Below are 18,657 nucleotides of genomic sequence, written 5' to 3'. Positions count from 1 at the left end.
AGCCGGAGGCCTGATGGTTCCACTGAACAAGCGCTACCTGGTTATTGACCTGGTGCAGCAGCTGGGGCTGGAGGTAGTGCTGGTGTCGCGCAATTACCTGGGCAGCATTAACCACACCCTGCTCACCGCCGAGGTACTGCGCTACCGTAAAATTCCGGTGGCCGGCATTATTTTCAACGGCGAAGAAAATGCTTCTTCCGAAGACTTTATTGTGAAGTACACGGGCCTGCGCCGCCTGCCCTCCATCAGGCAGGAAGCTGATTTCTGTAAAGACACTGTAGCAGCTTATGCAGAGCAGTTTAAAGGCCACCTGTAGTATTTCCGTTTCACCCTTATTTCATTTTCTATTTGAGAAAACAGATACAAAAAGACACCTCCAGCAGGTACTAAAGCAGCGGCTACCCTTGGCAACATTTTCTTAAAAAAGCTTCGGAAGGCCCTTTTTATTAGAAAAATTGCTCCTCAAACGCCATCGTAAAAAGGCAGCACCAAAAAAATAAGACATGACACTAGCCGCGCGCGACCAACAGGTAATCTGGCACCCGTACACACAGATGAAAACGGCTGCACCGCCCATACCTATTGTGCGCGGAGAAGGTGCCTTACTCTTTTCTGAAAACGGAGAAGTTTACATCGATGCGGTGTCGTCGTGGTGGGTAAACCTACACGGGCACGCCCACCCCTACATAGCAGAGAAGGTAGCAGAACAGCTGAGAACGCTGGAGCACGTTATTTTTGCCGGCTTCACGCACCCTGCCGCCGTGGAGCTGGCCGAGCGGCTGCTGCAAGTGCTTCCCGACAGCCAAAGCCGTATTTTCTACTCCGACAATGGCTCCACAGCTGTAGAAGTCGCCTTAAAAATGGCCATCCAATACTGGCACAACCAGGGCGTTGCGAAAACCCGAATCATTGCCTTCCGCGACAGTTACCACGGCGATACCTTCGGAGCTATGGCTGTTAGCGCCCGCAGCACCTTTACAGCACCTTTCCAGCAGTATCTTTTTGAAGTCGATTTTATTGATGTGCCTGTGCCGGGGCGTGAGCAGGAAACACTGGCGCAGTTGGAAACCCTGCTACAGGAAAACAATAAAGCTGCTTTTATTTACGAGCCGCTGGTGTTAGGCACAGCCGGTATGGTGATGTACGCACCCGATATTCTGGATAAACTCGTGGCGCTCTGTCAGCAGCACCAGGTGCTGACGATTGCAGATGAGGTGATGACCGGCTTTGGCCGTACCGGCAGAACTTTCGCCAGCCACTACCTCTCCCACACACCCGACATAGTGTGCCTCTCGAAGGGGTTAACAGGAGGCACTATGGCATTGGGTGTAACCAGTTGCAGCAGGCAGTTGTACGAAGCATTTCTGCACGACGATAAAACCAAAACCTTTTTCCATGGGCATAGCTACACCGCCAATCCTATAGCCTGTGCCGCAGGCCTGGCCAGCCTCGATCTGCTTCTGCAACCAGAAACACAACGCCAGATCAGCCGCATCTGTAGCAGCCATGGGGCGTTCGCCGCGCGAATAAAAACTCTGCCCTATGTAAAAGAGGTACGGCAGCAAGGCACCATTCTGGCCATTGAGTTCGAGACAGCCACTACTTCCTACTTCAACAACCTCCGCGACACACTTTACAACTACGCCTTGCAGCAAGGGGTAGTTCTGCGCCCACTTGGTAATATTATCTATTGTATTCCGCCCTATTGCATCACCACTGAGCAGCTCACCCGGGTTTATGAAACCATGGAAGGTATGCACAGTTTAGTATCCTCACACTCAGCACAGTAGGTTTTGGATCAACGTAAACCCGTTTAATCTTAGGGCATAGGTGCTTAATCTTCAGAAATTTGTCGCAGTGCGCTACAAGTTATTTAGCAGTCATACTTCAGAAATTTTGAGGTTCAGTAAAGTTTAATTCACCTGAAAAAAGTCCGGCTTTCTGAAGCTTTGCAAAGCAGAATCCTGAAAAGGAAAGTCTTGTCTTACGTTGGCCAGGATTATTGGAAGTAGAAATGAGATGTTGAAAAAATTAACCATTACCACACCTGTTCCACTTGTAGGTGGCCAAAAGCAGTAAAGCCAAATGATGCGATGCTTGCTTTTAGCACTGCATCATTCACTTCATTATAAGTACCTAAAAGAATAAGTAGGGCCTCTTACTGAATATTAGCATGTTAAGTTAGGTAGGCTAGTTACATGCACAGAATATATTTTTGTTTCTCTGCCCTCTCCTGCTTCTCATTTAGCAAGCGCATAATTAAGGATTGTTTGCAATCTTGGATTCTGGATTATATTAAATCGCTATTTGCAAATTTAAAATATGCCGTGGCGGTCTGCCGTTACCTGCTAAATCAGTTTCAGGCGTAATCATATTTTTTCAGTTCTAAAAAAGTGCATACATGATAACAGCAATCACTGGTTTCCTCTTGCTAAGCCTACCCATACTACTGAATTGTATTTTTAGCAGTGTCTATAAAGTTTTTCCAAAATTTGGAATTTAAATTTCAGTTAACTATCCTGCTATCAATGAATTAGCCTTAAATTTCAGGTTTTTACCCTCTTAGAATTATTCAAACTTAGCTATAAAAGTGATTTTGAAAAATATTCAACAAAACCTATATAAACACCCATCTAGTTTATATTTTTTTATCAGTATCCTGAAAAAAAATATTTATACGACCTACATTTCATTATTTATTATGGGACAACCGTCAGATTTAATTATTGGCCTTAAAAGAGCTTGAATTAAAATATTAGAATGATTAAATAAAGATATATTGGTGAAATCTTTATGAGAAGCCTTTAACTACTACTTATCTATAACAATAATTATAATTAATTTAATTTTTTCCAAATTATGGAAATAGCATTCTATAAAGTGGACTTATACGTTAATTAAAATAAATAGTTTTATAATTGTCTATATTTATTACATACGTTTTTTACTATATCGCAACCGCAATACTACTCATATTTCTCTTTTTTACTAAAAATAATCATATTTTATATATTTGTAATTTAATATTAGGCATCAAATTTATTCATTGGCTGACCTGGAGATACATGAAATCAGGTGAAAAAATATTTCTCCAAAAAATCATTATTATTTCAGCCAACCTATGATGCAAATTTTACTTAGCAAGAATGTTATTAGGTTATACATAGGTATAACTTTCCTCTTGAATATCACATTGTTTACTCAAACTGTATCTTTAGCACAAACCTGTTCAAACCCGGGGCGGGATGGTGCTTTAAGCGGGGTTACCACTATAGTTAATACGTATTATCCTGCTGCAAGCTCAGTTACTGCAGGTGCCAACAGAACAATAATATTAGGAGCATCAGTTGGAAATACTTCACCAATAGCCTCCGGAGATTTGCTCCTAATAATACAGATGCAAGGTTTAAATATTACATCTGAGAATAACAGCACATATGGCACCCAATCGAATAACACTGCGGGAACATATGAATATGCTCTGGCTGCCTCAAACGTATCTGCTGGTGGTGGCACACTTACTGTAGCCAACCTGGTAAATTCCTACTCAAATGAAAACTTTGGTACGCAAGGTCAGAAAAGGTATCAGGTAATCCAGGTTCCTCAATATATTGCTGCTACGCTTGGTGCCACTATTACTGCGCCGGCCTGGAATGGTGCTACTGGTGGTATAGTAGTACTTGATGTAGCCGGAAATCTGAACTTCAACGGAAACGGCATTAATGTAAACGGCCTTGGCTTTAGAGGTGGTGCAGGCCGCAACCTAACTGGGGGCTCAGGAATAACAAACAGCGATTACAGAAGTCTCTCAACTGTTGGAGGCCATGCTCAAAAAGGAGAGGGTATAGCCGGAACGCCAGCTTTTGTATATACTGCAGGGGCTACTTCACCAACCAGTACAGGGTTTGAAGGCTACCCCGGTGGCAGCATGGCGCGTGGTGCAGCTGGTAATGCAGGCGGCGGCGGCACCGATGGCAACCCTTCGGCTAACGATCAGAACTCTGGAGGTGGAGGTGGTGCAAACTACGGCGCCGGTGGACGAGGAGGCAACTCCTGGAGCTCCAATTTATCAATAGGCGGCTTTGGCGGCAACTTATTTGCGCCTGTAGCAACATCACGTTTGGTAATGGGTGGCGGCGGAGGTGCCGGTACTACCAATAACTCTACCGGAACTCCTTCAGGCGGTTTAGCCAGCAGTGGAGCCGCCGGTGGAGGTATTATCTTTGTAAGGGCTGGAAGTGTATCAGGAACCGGAGCGCTATCGGCAAACGGATCAAATGCAATAAGCACTGCCACAAATGACGGAACCGGCGGTGGTGGTGCAGGAGGAAGCGTATTAATCACCACACTCACGCAGGCATCGACTACTATTTCTGTAACTGCTAATGGCGGAACCGGAGGCTCAAATACGGGTGGAGGTACAGCTCACGGTCCGGGCGGCGGCGGTGGCGGCGGAGTTATATATTCAAACAGCCCCTTAGTAGCAGCTACGGCGGCTTTAGGAGTAGCTGGCACAACAGCAGGAAATACTACCTATAACGCTACAAACGGAGCAGTTGGTTTCGTTAATCAAGCTATTGCAAGACCTGCATTAATTGCTTCTAATGGCACAAATTGCCCTCCTGTAGCACTAGATATTACAACAGGCTCTGTTACAGCGGCAGCTACTCCCATACTACCATTGCTGGCTTACGACACTGATGGCAGCATTGCCAGTTATAGAATTACCAGTTTACCAAGTGCCGCCCAAGGCATTCTGTATATGAATGGCACTGTAGCGAACTCAACCACAAGCTACACACAGGCGCAGGCAGGCCATTTAACCTTTACACCTGCTGCTGGTTATTCAGGAAATGCCACATTCCAATATACAGCGATCGATAATGCTGGAGCTCAAGATGCTACGCCAGCTACTTACACTATACCAGTGGTAACTGTTACCAATGCTGCTCCGACTGCGAACAACATTATAGCGGCATCTATTTCTAATAATGCCGGAGCAACCGCCATACCGGCATTATCAGCAACAGACACTGATGGCACTATTGCCTCTTTCACCATACTCACTTTACCAACGGCTGCACAAGGTGTTTTAAATGTAAATGGCACAGCCGCAACAGCAGGTCAGCTAATTACCCCTGCACAAGCCTCTCTACTTACCTTTGCCCCGAACAGCTCTTTTGTTGGAAATGCTACCTTTACATTTACAGCTACGGATAACCAAGGAGCTACAGCAGCCGCTTCTGCCACTTATACAATTCCTGTAACAGCACCTGTGGTAAGCAATATTGCTCCTATTGCGTATGATGTTAGATCTCTTAATATTAGTAGAGGAAGTAATATTGTTCAGATAGCAAGCTTAAATGCAATTGATATAGACGGAACTATTCAATCGTACACAATAATATCATTGCCACAGGCTGGAACAATTCACTCCTCACTAAATGGTCCTGCACTTGTCGTAGGATCAGTAATAACAACCTCCCAAGTATTCTTTGATCCCGGAGGCAACGGTAACAACAATCCAAGTCGCTCATTTACTTATTCTGCAACTGATAATGCAGGAGCAATATCTAATATCGCTACTTACACCATTTATGTAAACCAGCCTCCTGCAACAAACGCAGCTCCAACAGTAAGCAACATCACCACAGCAAGTGTTACTAACGTTGGCACCGCTACTATTACTCCGTTAACAGCTACAGACAGTGATGGCACCATTTACACTTATAGAATTGCAACCTTACCTACGGCTGCACAAGGTACTTTATACGTAAATGGTGTGGCGGCAACCGCAAACCAGGTAATCACACCCACACAGGCAGCACAGTTATCTTTTAAACCAGCCAACGGCTATACTGGCACTGCCAGCTTCACCTTCAGCGCAACCGACAACTTTGGAGCTTCGTCCGGTACTGCTACTTACAACATACCCGTAACAACTGGCATTGATTTAACTATTTCTGCTTCCGTGCTTACAACCGGCCCTTACTATATCGGCCAAAACGTTACCATCCGGTACACGGCTACCAATATTGGTACGGTAGATGCCTGGAATGGTGTTCAGGTATCAAATATGCTACCTGCTACTTTAACCCATATCAGCAACACATCTGGGGGCATGTACACTACAGGCACAGGCATCTGGCAACCGAACTGGGGTGGCATTGCCATAGGAGCTACTTATTCTATGGACATTGTTGCAAAAATTGGTTCTACAGGCACTATCTCTCAGGGTGTAACTATTAGCGGCAACACTACTGATGGCAACCCAAGCAACAATACCAGCACTTATAGCCTTACCTCATTAAACAACGAGGCCCCGGTTGTGAACGATGTTACCACAGCCGCCATTACCACTAAGCAAATCGCACAGGCAATTAGCCCTTTGGCTGGCACAGATGCGGATGGTTCTGTTTTTAGCTACACCATTCTCACCATACCAAATACTCAGACTGGGCGTATACTTGTGAATGGTGTAGCAGCATCAGCAGGCCAGGTTATTACGCCGCAACAAGCAACGCAACTGGCCTGGCTATCTGCCACTACCAACACTGGTACTCTTACTTTCACTTACATTGCCACCGACGACAAAGGAGCACAATCTTTAACTCCTGCTACCTATACTATTCCTGTGGTGGCCGATGTAGATATTGCTTTAGCTACCAGTGTGGTAACAGCAGGGCCTTTTGAACAGGGGCAAGTTATTACCCTGCGTTACACTGTTTCCAATATAGCCACACACGCCGTTTATGGCATAATTGTAGAGAATTTCTTACCCGAGGGCTTAACGTTTATCATGAATTCAACGAATGAAATCTGGAGATACAAATCCACCCTCAATATATATGAAGGACCAGGAATCGCTGCGGGCAATACGTATGTAATAGAATTCACAGCAAGGATAAACACTTCGGAATCTATCACCCACTCACCTAAGGTTATAGTTACGAGCAATACACCAGCCGACTTCAACCCTGTCAACAACAGCTCTACTTACTCCATTCAATTACCAGTTAATAATCCGCCTACCGCTGATGATGTAAAAATGAGTATGAAAGTACTAACTGAAGAAAATGCTCCTGTTTTACTTGATCCTCTCAGTGCCAGCAATGTTCACGCATCAAGAACTATAGATTACTACACTATATTAACTATTCCTGCAGACACCGAAGGTAAGTTGTTTGTGAATACCCTGGCAGCAGTGGTTGGACAGAAACTTACATCGGAAGAAGCTACACAGTTATCTTTTCAGCCAAACGCTGAATATACCGGGGAGTTGTTCTTTAGGTACATGGTTACCGATAATGCGGGGGCCTCCTCTGCCTCTGCCACGTATTCCATTACAGTTGTTAACTCTACGTACCCTGTTTCTCTGACGAATTTCACTGCACAGCTACATGCCTACGGAGTAACATTAAAGTGGTCCACAGCATCAGAGCAGGACAATGATTTTTTTGAGGTACAGAGAAGTCTTGACGGAATAGAGTTTACCACTGTCGGTAAAGTAAAAGGAGCTGGTAATAGCAGACTGAAAATTGATTATAATTATTTAGACGCCCATGCTCCTGCCGGTTTACTTTACTACCGCCTGAAACAAAATGATTTTGATGGCACTTATGAATTCAGCAAACTAGTAACAGTAACTTCAAAAGGCACAATAGCAACTCAACTGGTCCAAGCTTACCCTAATCCATTTACCAGCTACCTCTCTGTAGAACTACCTGCCACTACTGAAGGCAAAGCAAAACTGCAGCTCCTCGATTTACAAGGACGAATTGTTCTCACTAAAGCCATTCACTTACTTGAGGGTATGAATCAGTTGGATGTGGCAACGGAGCATTTATCAAAAGGTATGTATATTCTTACTGTATCAGGCAACGGTATTGACCAGAAGGTGAAAGTGCTGAAAGAGCAATAAATTACATTTATAACCATAAGCAGGTAATTTGTTAGTGCTAGCACGAACAGAAGATTAGATCGAATGAGTTATAATACAGGCTTTGAGTGTATTTACACACAGTTGCTGGCGCTGTAGCCCCATCTTGGAGCACTTAAAAAGTTATTGGGCTGAACGTCAGTGCAGATTCCGGTACTGAGTATGATAAGATGAAATACAATTCTGGATATATTTTAAATAAGATTCCAAACAACAGAAACTGTCTCATCTATAGAATAATTAATCCCAATTATAGAATTACATAAATAATGGTTTATGTCAGAACATTGATTTATTACAAGTTCATCAATAAAAATCTCATCAAATTTTATTTTTGAATTCAATAGAGTAAGAATATTCAAATTTTATCAAGGAGCAAGGCATATATGTGTCTTGCTCCTTTTCATTTAAGAATTGGCATTGTAGTTATTAGGTGTGTTGGCAGGCTTACCAGAAATCAGGTAGAGCAGCATAAAATACATTAACACCTAAAGCCAATTAAGCAGCATGAAGTACCTGTTTTCGAAAACAAACTGCTCACTAAACCAGCAAAAACCAGCGACTCCAGTAAAGTCAGGCGCTATTATAATGCTTTTCCTTGCAGTACTTTTCGGCAATATGTTAGCCAGCATGACAGCATCAGCACAATGCACCAATGCCACCATTAACTGGGATTGGCAGTACAGGGTAGGAAACTTTTCATCGCCAGCACGGTTCGCTATTGGCACTAATGCTGCAAGTATATCGTGGGGAACAAATGTTACATCTCCAACTACTCCAGTAAACTCTACTTATACTGGCTATGGTAACGGCTATGGCAATGGGCATTTGGTTCAGTACAATGTATCAAATGGCACTATTACTATTACCTTCGATGAAGAAGTGCGGAATGCACGTTTTTCTATATATGATCTTGATAACAGACAAGGTGTAACTATTACTGCCCATAATGCTGCCAACGTTGCACAGCAAGTATCTGCCAGACGAAGCACTTTAAGCACTAACTCAACTGAGAATACAAATAGTGTCCGATTAAGCTCTGGGACTACTTCACCAGCCGCTACCAATAGTACGATTTCAGGAACATCAATTAGAGCATGGTATGGGTCTAGTGCTACTGCTGCAGGTGATTTAGAGGATAATGCTACTACTTCGGGAGTTAACATAGACATAACGGGGCCGGTTAAGACAATAACATTGGCTTTTGCAAGGTATAGTACCAGCTCAAACAATACTCTAAATAACAATACAGACGCTATCTGGATTTCAGATATCTCAGCTTGTGTTACAGAAAATTTCCCTACTAACTACCATGCTGCTTCTGCACCTGAACCTGGTCAACCTGGCTATATATTGGCTACAGATGGCACAAATAGTGTATTTGCTGTTAACACTGCAACTGCAGCTGCCACAAGGCTATTTACAGACCCCAATATTGCTGCTTCTACAGGTCTGAACTCACTTGCCTACGATCCTTACAACCAGATTATATATTATGCAAGTGGCGAGGGTGTAACTACTAACAAAACTATTTATAAATATAATATTAAAACCTGCACACGCTCTGTATTAATTTCAGATGTTACGGTAAGTCCTTACAACATACCTATAAATTCTCAGGGTGTAGGTGGTAGCGCTGCTGCATTCTATAACGGCAGCCTCTATTTTGGCATAGATGCTGGCGTAAGTGCAACAGAAGATATCTCCATCTGGCGTATTGACATAAATGAATCAGGAAATGCCACTTCAGCCTCACGTGTTTTTGGAGTACAGGCTAATAATGGTAGTACTTCTCTCCATAACTGGGGTGACTTTGTGATCCACGATGGTATGCTTTACCATTTTAACTCAGCTCTTGTTCCTGCCACTAACACCAGGTTAATGCATTACAACCTGAATAATCAAACCATAACAGCACAATTTAATGTCACTACGAATCAAACGGCGATTGGGCATGATGGTACTATTTACAATGTTAGTGATGGCATTGCTGTTTATAACAAAGCAGGAGGGATTGGAGCAAAGACCGCAATAAGCGGAGGAGGCTGGGCAGCCGGTGCTATTGCTACGGATGCTGCTGAAGCCTTTAAATTTCCTGCTGACTTTGGTGATGCACCTGCCAGCTTTGGACGCCCTTTCCACCAGCAGGTATCTTGCGCCGCATCAACTGGACTCTTACAACTGGGAACTACCATAGATTACGAAGTAGAGCCAGCCCCGGGCACAACAGCCACAGGCGACAATACAACTAACTATTCTGGCTCTGGCACTACAAACGACGAAGATGGCATTAGCACCTTCCCGGTTCTGACGCTTACCAGCACTGGCACAACCGACTCCTACACCGTAACAGTTGCAGTTCGCAACACAACTGGCTCCGCCAAAACACTTCACGGCTGGATAGATTTTAACGGCGACGGCCAGTTTGCAGCGAATGAGTACGCAAGTGTGAGTGTAGCCAATAACGCTACCACCGTTAACATAACCTGGGCAGGTCGTGCCGCCGGAGTTGCAAGGGCCGGGCTTACATATACCCGTTTCAGAATTACCTCCACTACCCTCTCCGATGTTACAGGCACCACTGCAGTAGACGAGCGCTCTACGGCAGCTGCCCTCGATGGTGAAGTTGAAGATTATGCCATTAAGATTGGTCTTACAATAAGCGGTAACGTTTTCAACGATATTAATGGAATGACTGACAACCTCGTGAATGGCACAGGTACGGGCACGGCAGGCACGCAATTGTATGCTTACCTGGCTGCTAATGGTGTTATAGAAAACAAAGTAACTGTGGCCATAAATGGCGTATACAGTTTCTCAAACGCCAACGCCAACACCAATTACACTGTCACTATTTCTACTGCAAACCTGGCTGTAGGTGCAGCAGCACCAGCAGCCTCTGTTCTGCCGTCTGGCTGGGTACATACAGGAGCCTCTTTGGCTGGCACAAATCTGGGCAATGCAACGGGTCAGGTTACAGGAGGTACTACTACGGCAAGCTACGCAAATCTAAACTTCGGAATAGAGCGATTACCTGTTGCCTCCTCGGTTACTCTGGCTTCTCAACTTAACCCAGGCGATAACAAAAGCGTGACCATTGCTGCATCAAGCTTCACAGGTACCGATTTTGATGGTGGCAGCGTAACCAAAATTCGCTATAGCAGCTTTCCGACGAATAGCACTTCCATTACAATTGGAGGCACTACCTTTACCAGTGCGAACTGGCCGGCAGCCGGGGTAACAGTTGCCGCGGGCACCTCGGTTTCTATAATACCGCAGGCAGGAGCAGTTACACCGGTTATCTCCTTTAAAGCAATAGACAATGCCGACCAGGAAAGTCTGAACACAGCTACTGTTACAGTTCCGCTTACGGTTCTTAGAATAACAGGAACTGTATTTAACGATGCCAATGGTCAAACCGATAACGTTGTAAATGGAACAGGTATCGGCACAGCTTCAAATTCTCAGCTGTATACGTACCTGGCCAAAGATGGGGTAATCGCAGACAGAGCAGCTGTGGCATCGAACGGCATGTATGCCTTCACCACCGTTTATCCGACTAATACATATACAGTTACATTATCGAGTGCCATGTTGGCGATTGGTTCTCCGGCACCAGCAGCCTCAGCTTTGCCTAGTGGGTGGGTGAACACAGGTGCGGCCCTCGGTACTATCAACCTTTCTACCAACGGCCAAGTTACCGGCACTATCGGCACCAGTAACTTCATAGGGCTCAACTTTGGCCTTCAACAGCCACCGATTAGCAACTCTGCAACCTATACACTGTCGCAGCCACAGTACAATACCTACCTGTCGTTAACCGCTGACAACAAAGCAGGTGCCTTGGCTGGCTCTGACTTGGAAGATGGCAGCCTGAGTGCTGGAAAGACACTAGAGATCGTGAGCTTGCAAAATATGGAAGGCAATGAGCTTTACTATGGCGAAACACTTTTAACAGAAGGCACCAGAATAGAGAACTACAACCCTGAGCTACTTAGAATCAGGTTTATAGCACCACCCTCTACCTCCTCTACCTTTACATATTCTTTCATAGACGCAGCTGGCATGACAAGCGCCACCCCAGGCTCCTACACCTTGCAATGGGCATACGCTCTACCAGTATCGTTAATGAGCTTTAGCGCCAAGCTTCAGGATCAGGAGGTTGCCTTAACGTGGATAACAGCCTCTGAGCAGGATAACGACTATTTTGTCGTGGAGAGAAGCTTGGACGGCAAGTTCTTTACTGAAATAGGCAAAGTAAAAGGAGCAGGCACTAGCAGCCAACGCCTTACGTATAATTTCTCTGACACAAAGGCACCGGCAGGTGAACTGTACTACCGGTTAAAGCAGGTAGATTTCGATGGCACCTTCGCTCACAGTAAAGTAGTAGCTATTAAAACTAAAGGCTTTGCCGCTGCCGCACAACTGCAGGCTTATCCTAACCCATTCAAAGACCAGCTCTCTGTAACCTATGATAGCCAGGTAGCAGGCAAGGCTACACTGCAGCTAATCGATCTGCAAGGAAAAGTTATTTTAAGCCAGGTGGTGGAGCACAGCAGTGGCAGCAATACCTGGGAGTTAACAGGTAACATGTTACAAGCTGGTGTTTACATCATTAGAATTAAGGGAGATACAATTGACCAGAAGCTGAAAGTAGTAAAAGCTCTGTAACAGTAGCTAGTACCTCAGAACCTGCTCAAGTATTATTACCTTAAACTGTGATGGCGAGCAGCTATAGACTTCTTCATAATTTATCGGAAATTGAAATTGTATCTCTCCTGGAAACAGGACACAAGTATCACGACATAAGACACAAGACTTTTTCTCTTTTGTATTTTTCGTAAAACTATTTCCAGGAAGTACTGTCGCTGTCTATAATGTTTTGCCATCACAATCCTACATCTACCCTTGAATTCCTGAAGATAACATTGCTTTGGAAGGGCAAATTTATTATAATAATTTAATATTACCCTTTACTTTTAGAGCATTAGAATAAATTCCAATATTTAGAATTAATCTCAAATAAAGAAAAACCCTTCCCGTTATTGGAATTTAATTTATCAATTTTACCTTTTTGAAAATAATTATTATTATCACTTTATTAGTTTAGTTAAACTATAAACAGCCCGTATTAATCACCAAGCCATTTTTTAAACTTAAAGTACAATCGTTTTTTTCAACGTTTTTTTATTGGCATCATCTTTCTAATAGGGAGTTCAGAATTTACCTGAAAGCAGGTATTCACGCTCGAAAAATGTTTTCTGAGATACCTATTTAAAATTTTAATGCCAAAGATCATGTTCGCTTACTCTGTTGCCAGCCACTTTAAAAATACATTATCTGTAGTAGCTATTCTGGTTGTTCTGATATGCTCTCAAACAGCTGTTCTAGCCCAGGCAAACAAGCAGCCAGTAGCGCAAAACATTACAACGGCTGGTGTTCCGAACAACAATGCCGCAGCCAAGGCAATCGCTCCGCTTAGCGCCACCGATGTCGATGGCTCTATTGTAAGTTTCAAAATTTTAACCCTTCCAGGAGAATGGCATGGATTCTTATTTGTAAATAATGTGGCTGCCACAGCAGGCCAGGTTATTACACCAGTTCAGGCTGCACAACTCAGCTTCAGATCACCGATAAGTTATGAAACTACAGCTACTTTTACTTATGCTGCCATCGATAATGCGGGCGCTCAGTCAGCTCCTGCAACATACACTATTCCAATTATTTACGATGTCGACCTAACGATTTCGCATAGCATTATTACAAACCTGCCTTTTGGCCAGGGGCAGGAAGTGACAGTGAGATATACAGTTACTAACCTCGGTGTATCTTCAGTTTATGATCATGTTTACATTAATAACTTGCTGCCTGCCGAACTTACCTTTGTCCGAACTGCAAGTGAAAGCTGGAGACATAATTTGAGCACTAATACATGGAATCTTCAGGGTTTAAGAGGCAAAGAAACCAAAACAGTTGAAATTATTGCCAAATTAAATACGAAAGAAAGCTTCTCGCATACGACAACGGTTAGCATTAATGGTCAGCAAAAAGACCATAACCTGACCAACAACAGCAGCAACTACAGCCTGATACAGCAAAACGATGCGCCGTCTGTTCAAAATGTATCTGTAACCATGGGAGTGGCCAGCACAGAAGGCACCGTTACTGCCATTAGCCCTCTCAAAGCGAATGTAAGACAAGGCAGAAGCCTAAAGCACTTTACGTTAACCTCCGTTCCTAACCCATCTAACGGCAAACTGTACGTAAACGATAGGATGGCCAGGCAAGGTCAGCAAATTTCAGAAGCGGAGGCGACAGCACTCAGCTTTGAGCCCTCTCCTGCTTACGAAGGCGAAGCGGTTTTCAGATACACTGCTACCGACAACCTGGGCGCAACCAGCATAGAGCCCGCCATTTACAACATCACCATTATGAGCATGACGTTGCCCGTGTCCTTGATTGATTTTAAGGCGCAGGCGCAGACGAAAGGCGTAGCTCTAGCCTGGGCAACAGCCTCTGAAAAAGACAATGCGTACTTTTCGGTAGAAAGAAGCCAGGATGGCCTGACTTTTAAGGCCATTGGCAAAGTAAAAGGTGCCGGTAACAGCAGCCGCAAAATAGACTACGCTTACCTCGACACGCAAGCCCCTGCTGGTGTGCTTTACTACCGCCTGAAGCAAGTAGACACGGATGGCACCCACGACTTCAGCAAAGTAGTAACAGTAACTGCAGCAACTTCTTTGGCAAGTGCACAAGTGCAAGCATACCCTAACCCGTTTACCCAAAACCTAAACCTGACGCTGCCGGCAGCTTCAACCGGACAAGCCCACCTGCAGCTGCTCGACCTGCAAGGTCGTGTTATGCAAACTCAGGTACTGCTGTTGGAGTCTGGGCAGAACACTATTCAGGTTACTACCGAGGCCTTACCTGCAGGCGCCTATATCCTGATAGTGAAAGGCAATGGCATCGATAGCAAAGCCAGAGTTATTAAGTCCTGATACCTGGAAATTGCCGACAGCTGTTTACTCTCAAAGCTCAGGCACCAGCCTGACTAATACAACTACTTATTATATTAGACTGGAAATAACCAGATTGTTTTGAAACAAAATGCAGGGCTATCGAAAAACTAAGTAACCGGAATACCGGAAGCCCCATTTTCAAACAAATTATTTAAATCAAAACGCCCTCCGGAAGCAAATTAAGGCCAGGCAAGGCTAGGGTACCTGCTGCACCTATCCGTAAGCAAAGCCTAAACCCAAAGTGGTTTTAAACCAAAAACCTTCTGAAGGGCATTTTCATTAGAATAATTAGCGAGCGGAGATGTTTTCTGTTATTGCCTAAGCTGGGCAGCGCCGGAAGGCAGGCGTGGCCACTTCAAAGATCGTAAGGCTGGTTTATTAGCTTTAAAAATGGTCAGCTGTGCAGCTGACTATTTTTTTTGAATTATGATTGTTAAAATGCTTATTTCTTACGCTAAATGTTTAGAATTTTCTACTTTTGCAGACTATTTTTAACAAACTCATTTTCATACCTGTAACATGAAAATTTTAAAATTTGGAGGCACCTCCGTTGGCTCTGCCGAAAGAATGAAGGCTGTAATGGGCCTGATAAACGATGGTGAGCCTAAAATTGTAGTACTGTCGGCTATGTCGGGCACTACAAACAACCTGGTGCAAATAGCTGAACAGCTGCACCAGAACAACAACGAAGACGCGATTGCGCTGATTGAGGCGCTTTACGAAAAATATAAACAGGTGGTAGACTCGCTCTACGCCACCGACAGCAAGAAGAAACAGGCGCTGGAACTGATTGCCACACATTTCGAATACATTAAAGCCTTTACCCAGGATCTTTTTACTGTGCACGAAGAGCGCGCTATTCTGGCCCAGGGTGAACTGCTTTCTACTGCCTTGTTCCAGTTTTTCCTGGAAGAGCAAGGGGTGGAATCGGTACTGCTCTCTGCCCTCAACTTCATGAAGATCGACGAAAACGAGGAGCCGGACGCCGACTACATTGCCAAAAACATTAAAACCGAACTCGAGAAGTTTCCGGGCATCCAGCTGTTTATTACGCAAGGCTACATCTGCCGCAATGCTTTCGGCGAAATTGATAACCTGAAACGTGGTGGCTCCGACTATTCCGCCTCCCTGATTGGCGCTGCCATAGAGGCCTCAGAAATACAGATCTGGACCGATATTGACGGTATGCACAACAACGACCCGCGTGTAGTAAAGAACACCTACCCTATTGCAGAACTGTCGTTTGATGAAGCTGCTGAACTGGCTTACTTTGGTGCTAAAATCCTTCACCCGTCCAGCGTGTTGCCGGCCAAGCAGAAAAACATTCCGGTAAAACTGCTCAACACCATGCAACCCGAAGCCAAAGGCACTACTATATCTGCCAGAACAGAGGGTGGCAGCATTAAGGCCGTAGCAGCAAAAGACGATATTATTGCCATCAAGATTAAGTCTGGCCGTATGCTGCTGGCTTACGGCTTCCTGCGTAGTGTGTTTGAAGTGTTCGAGCGCTATAAAACGCCCATCGACATGATTACAACCTCGGAGGTAGCTGTGTCGCTTACCATTGACAACCCGAAGTACCTGAACGAAATTGTGGCTGAGCTCATGGAGTTTGGCCAGGTAGACGTAGACCAGCAGCAAACCATTGTGTGTGTGGTAGGTGACTTTATTTCGCAACGTAGTGGCACCAGCCTGAAAATATTCCAGGCGCTGCAGGACATACCGTTGCGCATGATCTCGTATGGCGGAAGCCGTAACAACATCAGCCTGTTAATTAACACCACCGATAAAGTGCAGGCGCTGACACTGCTCAACGAAAATATTTTTGAAAGGAGTACCGCAAATGCTTAAAGATCATCTGCAGGAATTGCAGCAGCATGATACCCCTCTGTATGTGTACGACCTTGACCTGCTACGCCAGACGCTCCGCAAAGCGCAGGATGAAGCAGCGAGGTATGGGTACCAGGTGCATTACGCGCTTAAAGCCAATGCCAATGCCCCCATTCTGGCCGAGGTAAAAGCCCATAGTTTTGGTGCCGACTGTGTGAGTGGTAACGAAGTGAAATGTGCTATCGAAAACGGTTTCAGCCCCGAACATGTAGTGTTTGCAGGCGTTGGCAAGTCTGATGCTGAAATTAACTTTGCCCTTGATAACGACATTTTCTGCTTCAACTGCGAGTCGTCGCATGAGTTGGCTATTCTGAACGAGCTGGCAGCTGCTAAAGGAAAAACAGCCCGTATTGCGCTTCGTATTAACCCGAACGTAAACGCCAACACACACAAGTATATAACTACCGGGCTAGAAGAGAACAAGTTCGGCATTAACGCCTGGGAACTACCCGATGTGCTAAGCCAACTGCAGGAACTCAGCAACCTGAAGCTAACCGGCCTGCACTTTCATATCGGCTCCCAGATCACAGATCTTTCGTCGTTTAAGAACCTGTGCACGCGGGTAAATGAGTTTCAGGAGTGGTTTCAGCAGCATAACCTGGAGCTGGAGCATGTAAATGTTGGCGGTGGGTTAGGCGTAGACTACTACCACCCCGATGGGCAGCCAATTCCGGATTTCGAGGCTTATTTTGCTTTGTTCCACCAATTTCTGCAGGTGCGGCCAGGGCAGCAGGTGCACTTTGAACTGGGCAGGTCGCTCGTGGCGCAGTGCGGCACCTTGCTCTCGCGGGTGCTATATATTAAGCACGGCAAAACTACGAACTTCGCTATTCTGGATGCCGGCATGACGGAGCTCATCCGCCCTGCCCTCTACCAGTCGTACCATAAAATAGAGAACCTGAGTAGCCAGTTGGCAGAAGATAAGTACGATGTGGTAGGCCCGATCTGCGAGTCTTCTGATTGCTTTGGAAAAGCAGTGGTGCTACCTGAAACAAACCGTGGCGACTTAATTGCCATCAGAACCGCAGGTGCTTATGGCCAGGTAATGACCTCCGAGTATAACCTGCGCGACAGAGCCAAGGCAATCTATCTTCACCAATAACTAAGTAAGCACACCTTAACCAGCAAGAAAAGCCCTGACTCCGTAAAAGAGCCAGGGCTTTTTATTTTTTGTTACTTCTCTAATCAACCCTTGACCTTTTTGGAGCCAAATTCTCTCCGGAGGGCTATTTCATTAGAATAATTATAGTAGAGGTTTTATCAGAAGCAAAGCTGTTAGTTAGAACGTTGCTCTTACAGCCAAAAATGTAGGTTCAGCTTTCGCAATAGCAGCGTCTTGTGACAATAGGTAAATGGCCTTACGCAACTGATCCTGGTTTAGACCATCAACCAGTTCTACGTTATAGGCAATAGCGGCATCAGCTGGCGTTGCCTGCCCGATTTGCTGCACAAAACCATAGGTGCTCAGGAACTGCTGCTGCTTATCGAGCGATAGATTATCGCGGAAAACAACCTGTACCTGCTTTGTATTTAACACCATGCCAGTGGGGTTTGCTATAGCCAGTGCCGAAGAGTCTGCAATCTTTAAACGGTTTAAAAGTTCAGGGTCGAAGCGAACATGTTTCAGGGGTGAAACGGTTGTGTCTTTACAAGCCGGAAAAACTAAAATGATTGCTACAAAAGCTATAAGTGATAAGAGTATTCTCATGAGCGTACAAGTTAATCGTGTTCAGATACTTACTTGTACGGTGTCGTTAAAGAAACAGCTATGAAATATTATGTAAAACAATAGGAATATTTTGGATAATC

Annotated in this window: 8 protein-coding genes; 7 read left to right on the top strand and 1 reads right to left on the bottom strand. The window is 44.8% G+C overall.

Features of this window, described 5'->3' with window-relative positions:
- The 7 genes from bioD to lysA form a co-directional block, all read left to right on the top strand.
- The coding region (gene bioD / locus FVR03_RS06280; protein ID WP_147920884.1) for an ATP-dependent dethiobiotin synthetase BioD at positions 1-316 on the top strand (316 nt) is incomplete at its 5' end.
- Positions 317-503: 187 nt separating this feature from the next.
- Positions 504-1,790, top strand: coding sequence for an adenosylmethionine--8-amino-7-oxononanoate transaminase (gene bioA, locus FVR03_RS06275; RefSeq protein ID WP_147920883.1), 1,287 nt, complete (start codon positions 504-506; stop codon positions 1,788-1,790).
- A 1,607-nt stretch (positions 1,791-3,397) separates the two neighbouring features.
- On the top strand, positions 3,398-7,921 hold the full coding sequence (locus FVR03_RS06270) for an Ig-like domain-containing protein (protein WP_187270060.1): 4,524 nt from the start codon (positions 3,398-3,400) through the stop codon (positions 7,919-7,921).
- A 648-nt stretch (positions 7,922-8,569) separates the two neighbouring features.
- A complete protein-coding gene (locus tag FVR03_RS06265; protein ID WP_187270059.1) occupies positions 8,570-12,610 on the top strand; it encodes a T9SS type A sorting domain-containing protein in 4,041 nt (1,346 codons plus the stop codon).
- Between the two features lie 614 nt (positions 12,611-13,224).
- Complete coding sequence (locus FVR03_RS06260) at positions 13,225-14,937, top strand: T9SS type A sorting domain-containing protein (protein WP_147920880.1); 1,713 nt, start codon at positions 13,225-13,227, stop codon at positions 14,935-14,937.
- A 540-nt stretch (positions 14,938-15,477) separates the two neighbouring features.
- On the top strand, positions 15,478-16,809 hold the full coding sequence (locus FVR03_RS06255; protein WP_147920879.1) for an aspartate kinase: 1,332 nt from the start codon (positions 15,478-15,480) through the stop codon (positions 16,807-16,809).
- On the top strand, positions 16,802-17,950 hold the full coding sequence (gene lysA / locus FVR03_RS06250) for a diaminopimelate decarboxylase (RefSeq protein WP_147920878.1): 1,149 nt from the start codon (positions 16,802-16,804) through the stop codon (positions 17,948-17,950). The genes FVR03_RS06255 and lysA overlap by 8 nt, the downstream gene beginning before the upstream one ends.
- Before the next feature lie 177 nt (positions 17,951-18,127).
- Here the strand turns inward: lysA and FVR03_RS06245 are convergent, their stop codons facing one another.
- On the bottom strand, positions 18,128-18,556 hold the full coding sequence (locus FVR03_RS06245; protein WP_147920877.1) for a hypothetical protein: 429 nt from the start codon (positions 18,554-18,556) through the stop codon (positions 18,128-18,130).
- Positions 18,557-18,657: the final 101 nt, after the last annotated feature.

Source organism: Pontibacter qinzhouensis (assembly GCF_008017455.1).
Classification (GTDB): Bacteria; Bacteroidota; Bacteroidia; order Cytophagales; family Hymenobacteraceae; genus Pontibacter; species Pontibacter qinzhouensis.
This window is presented reverse-complemented; position numbering and strand designations above follow the sequence as displayed.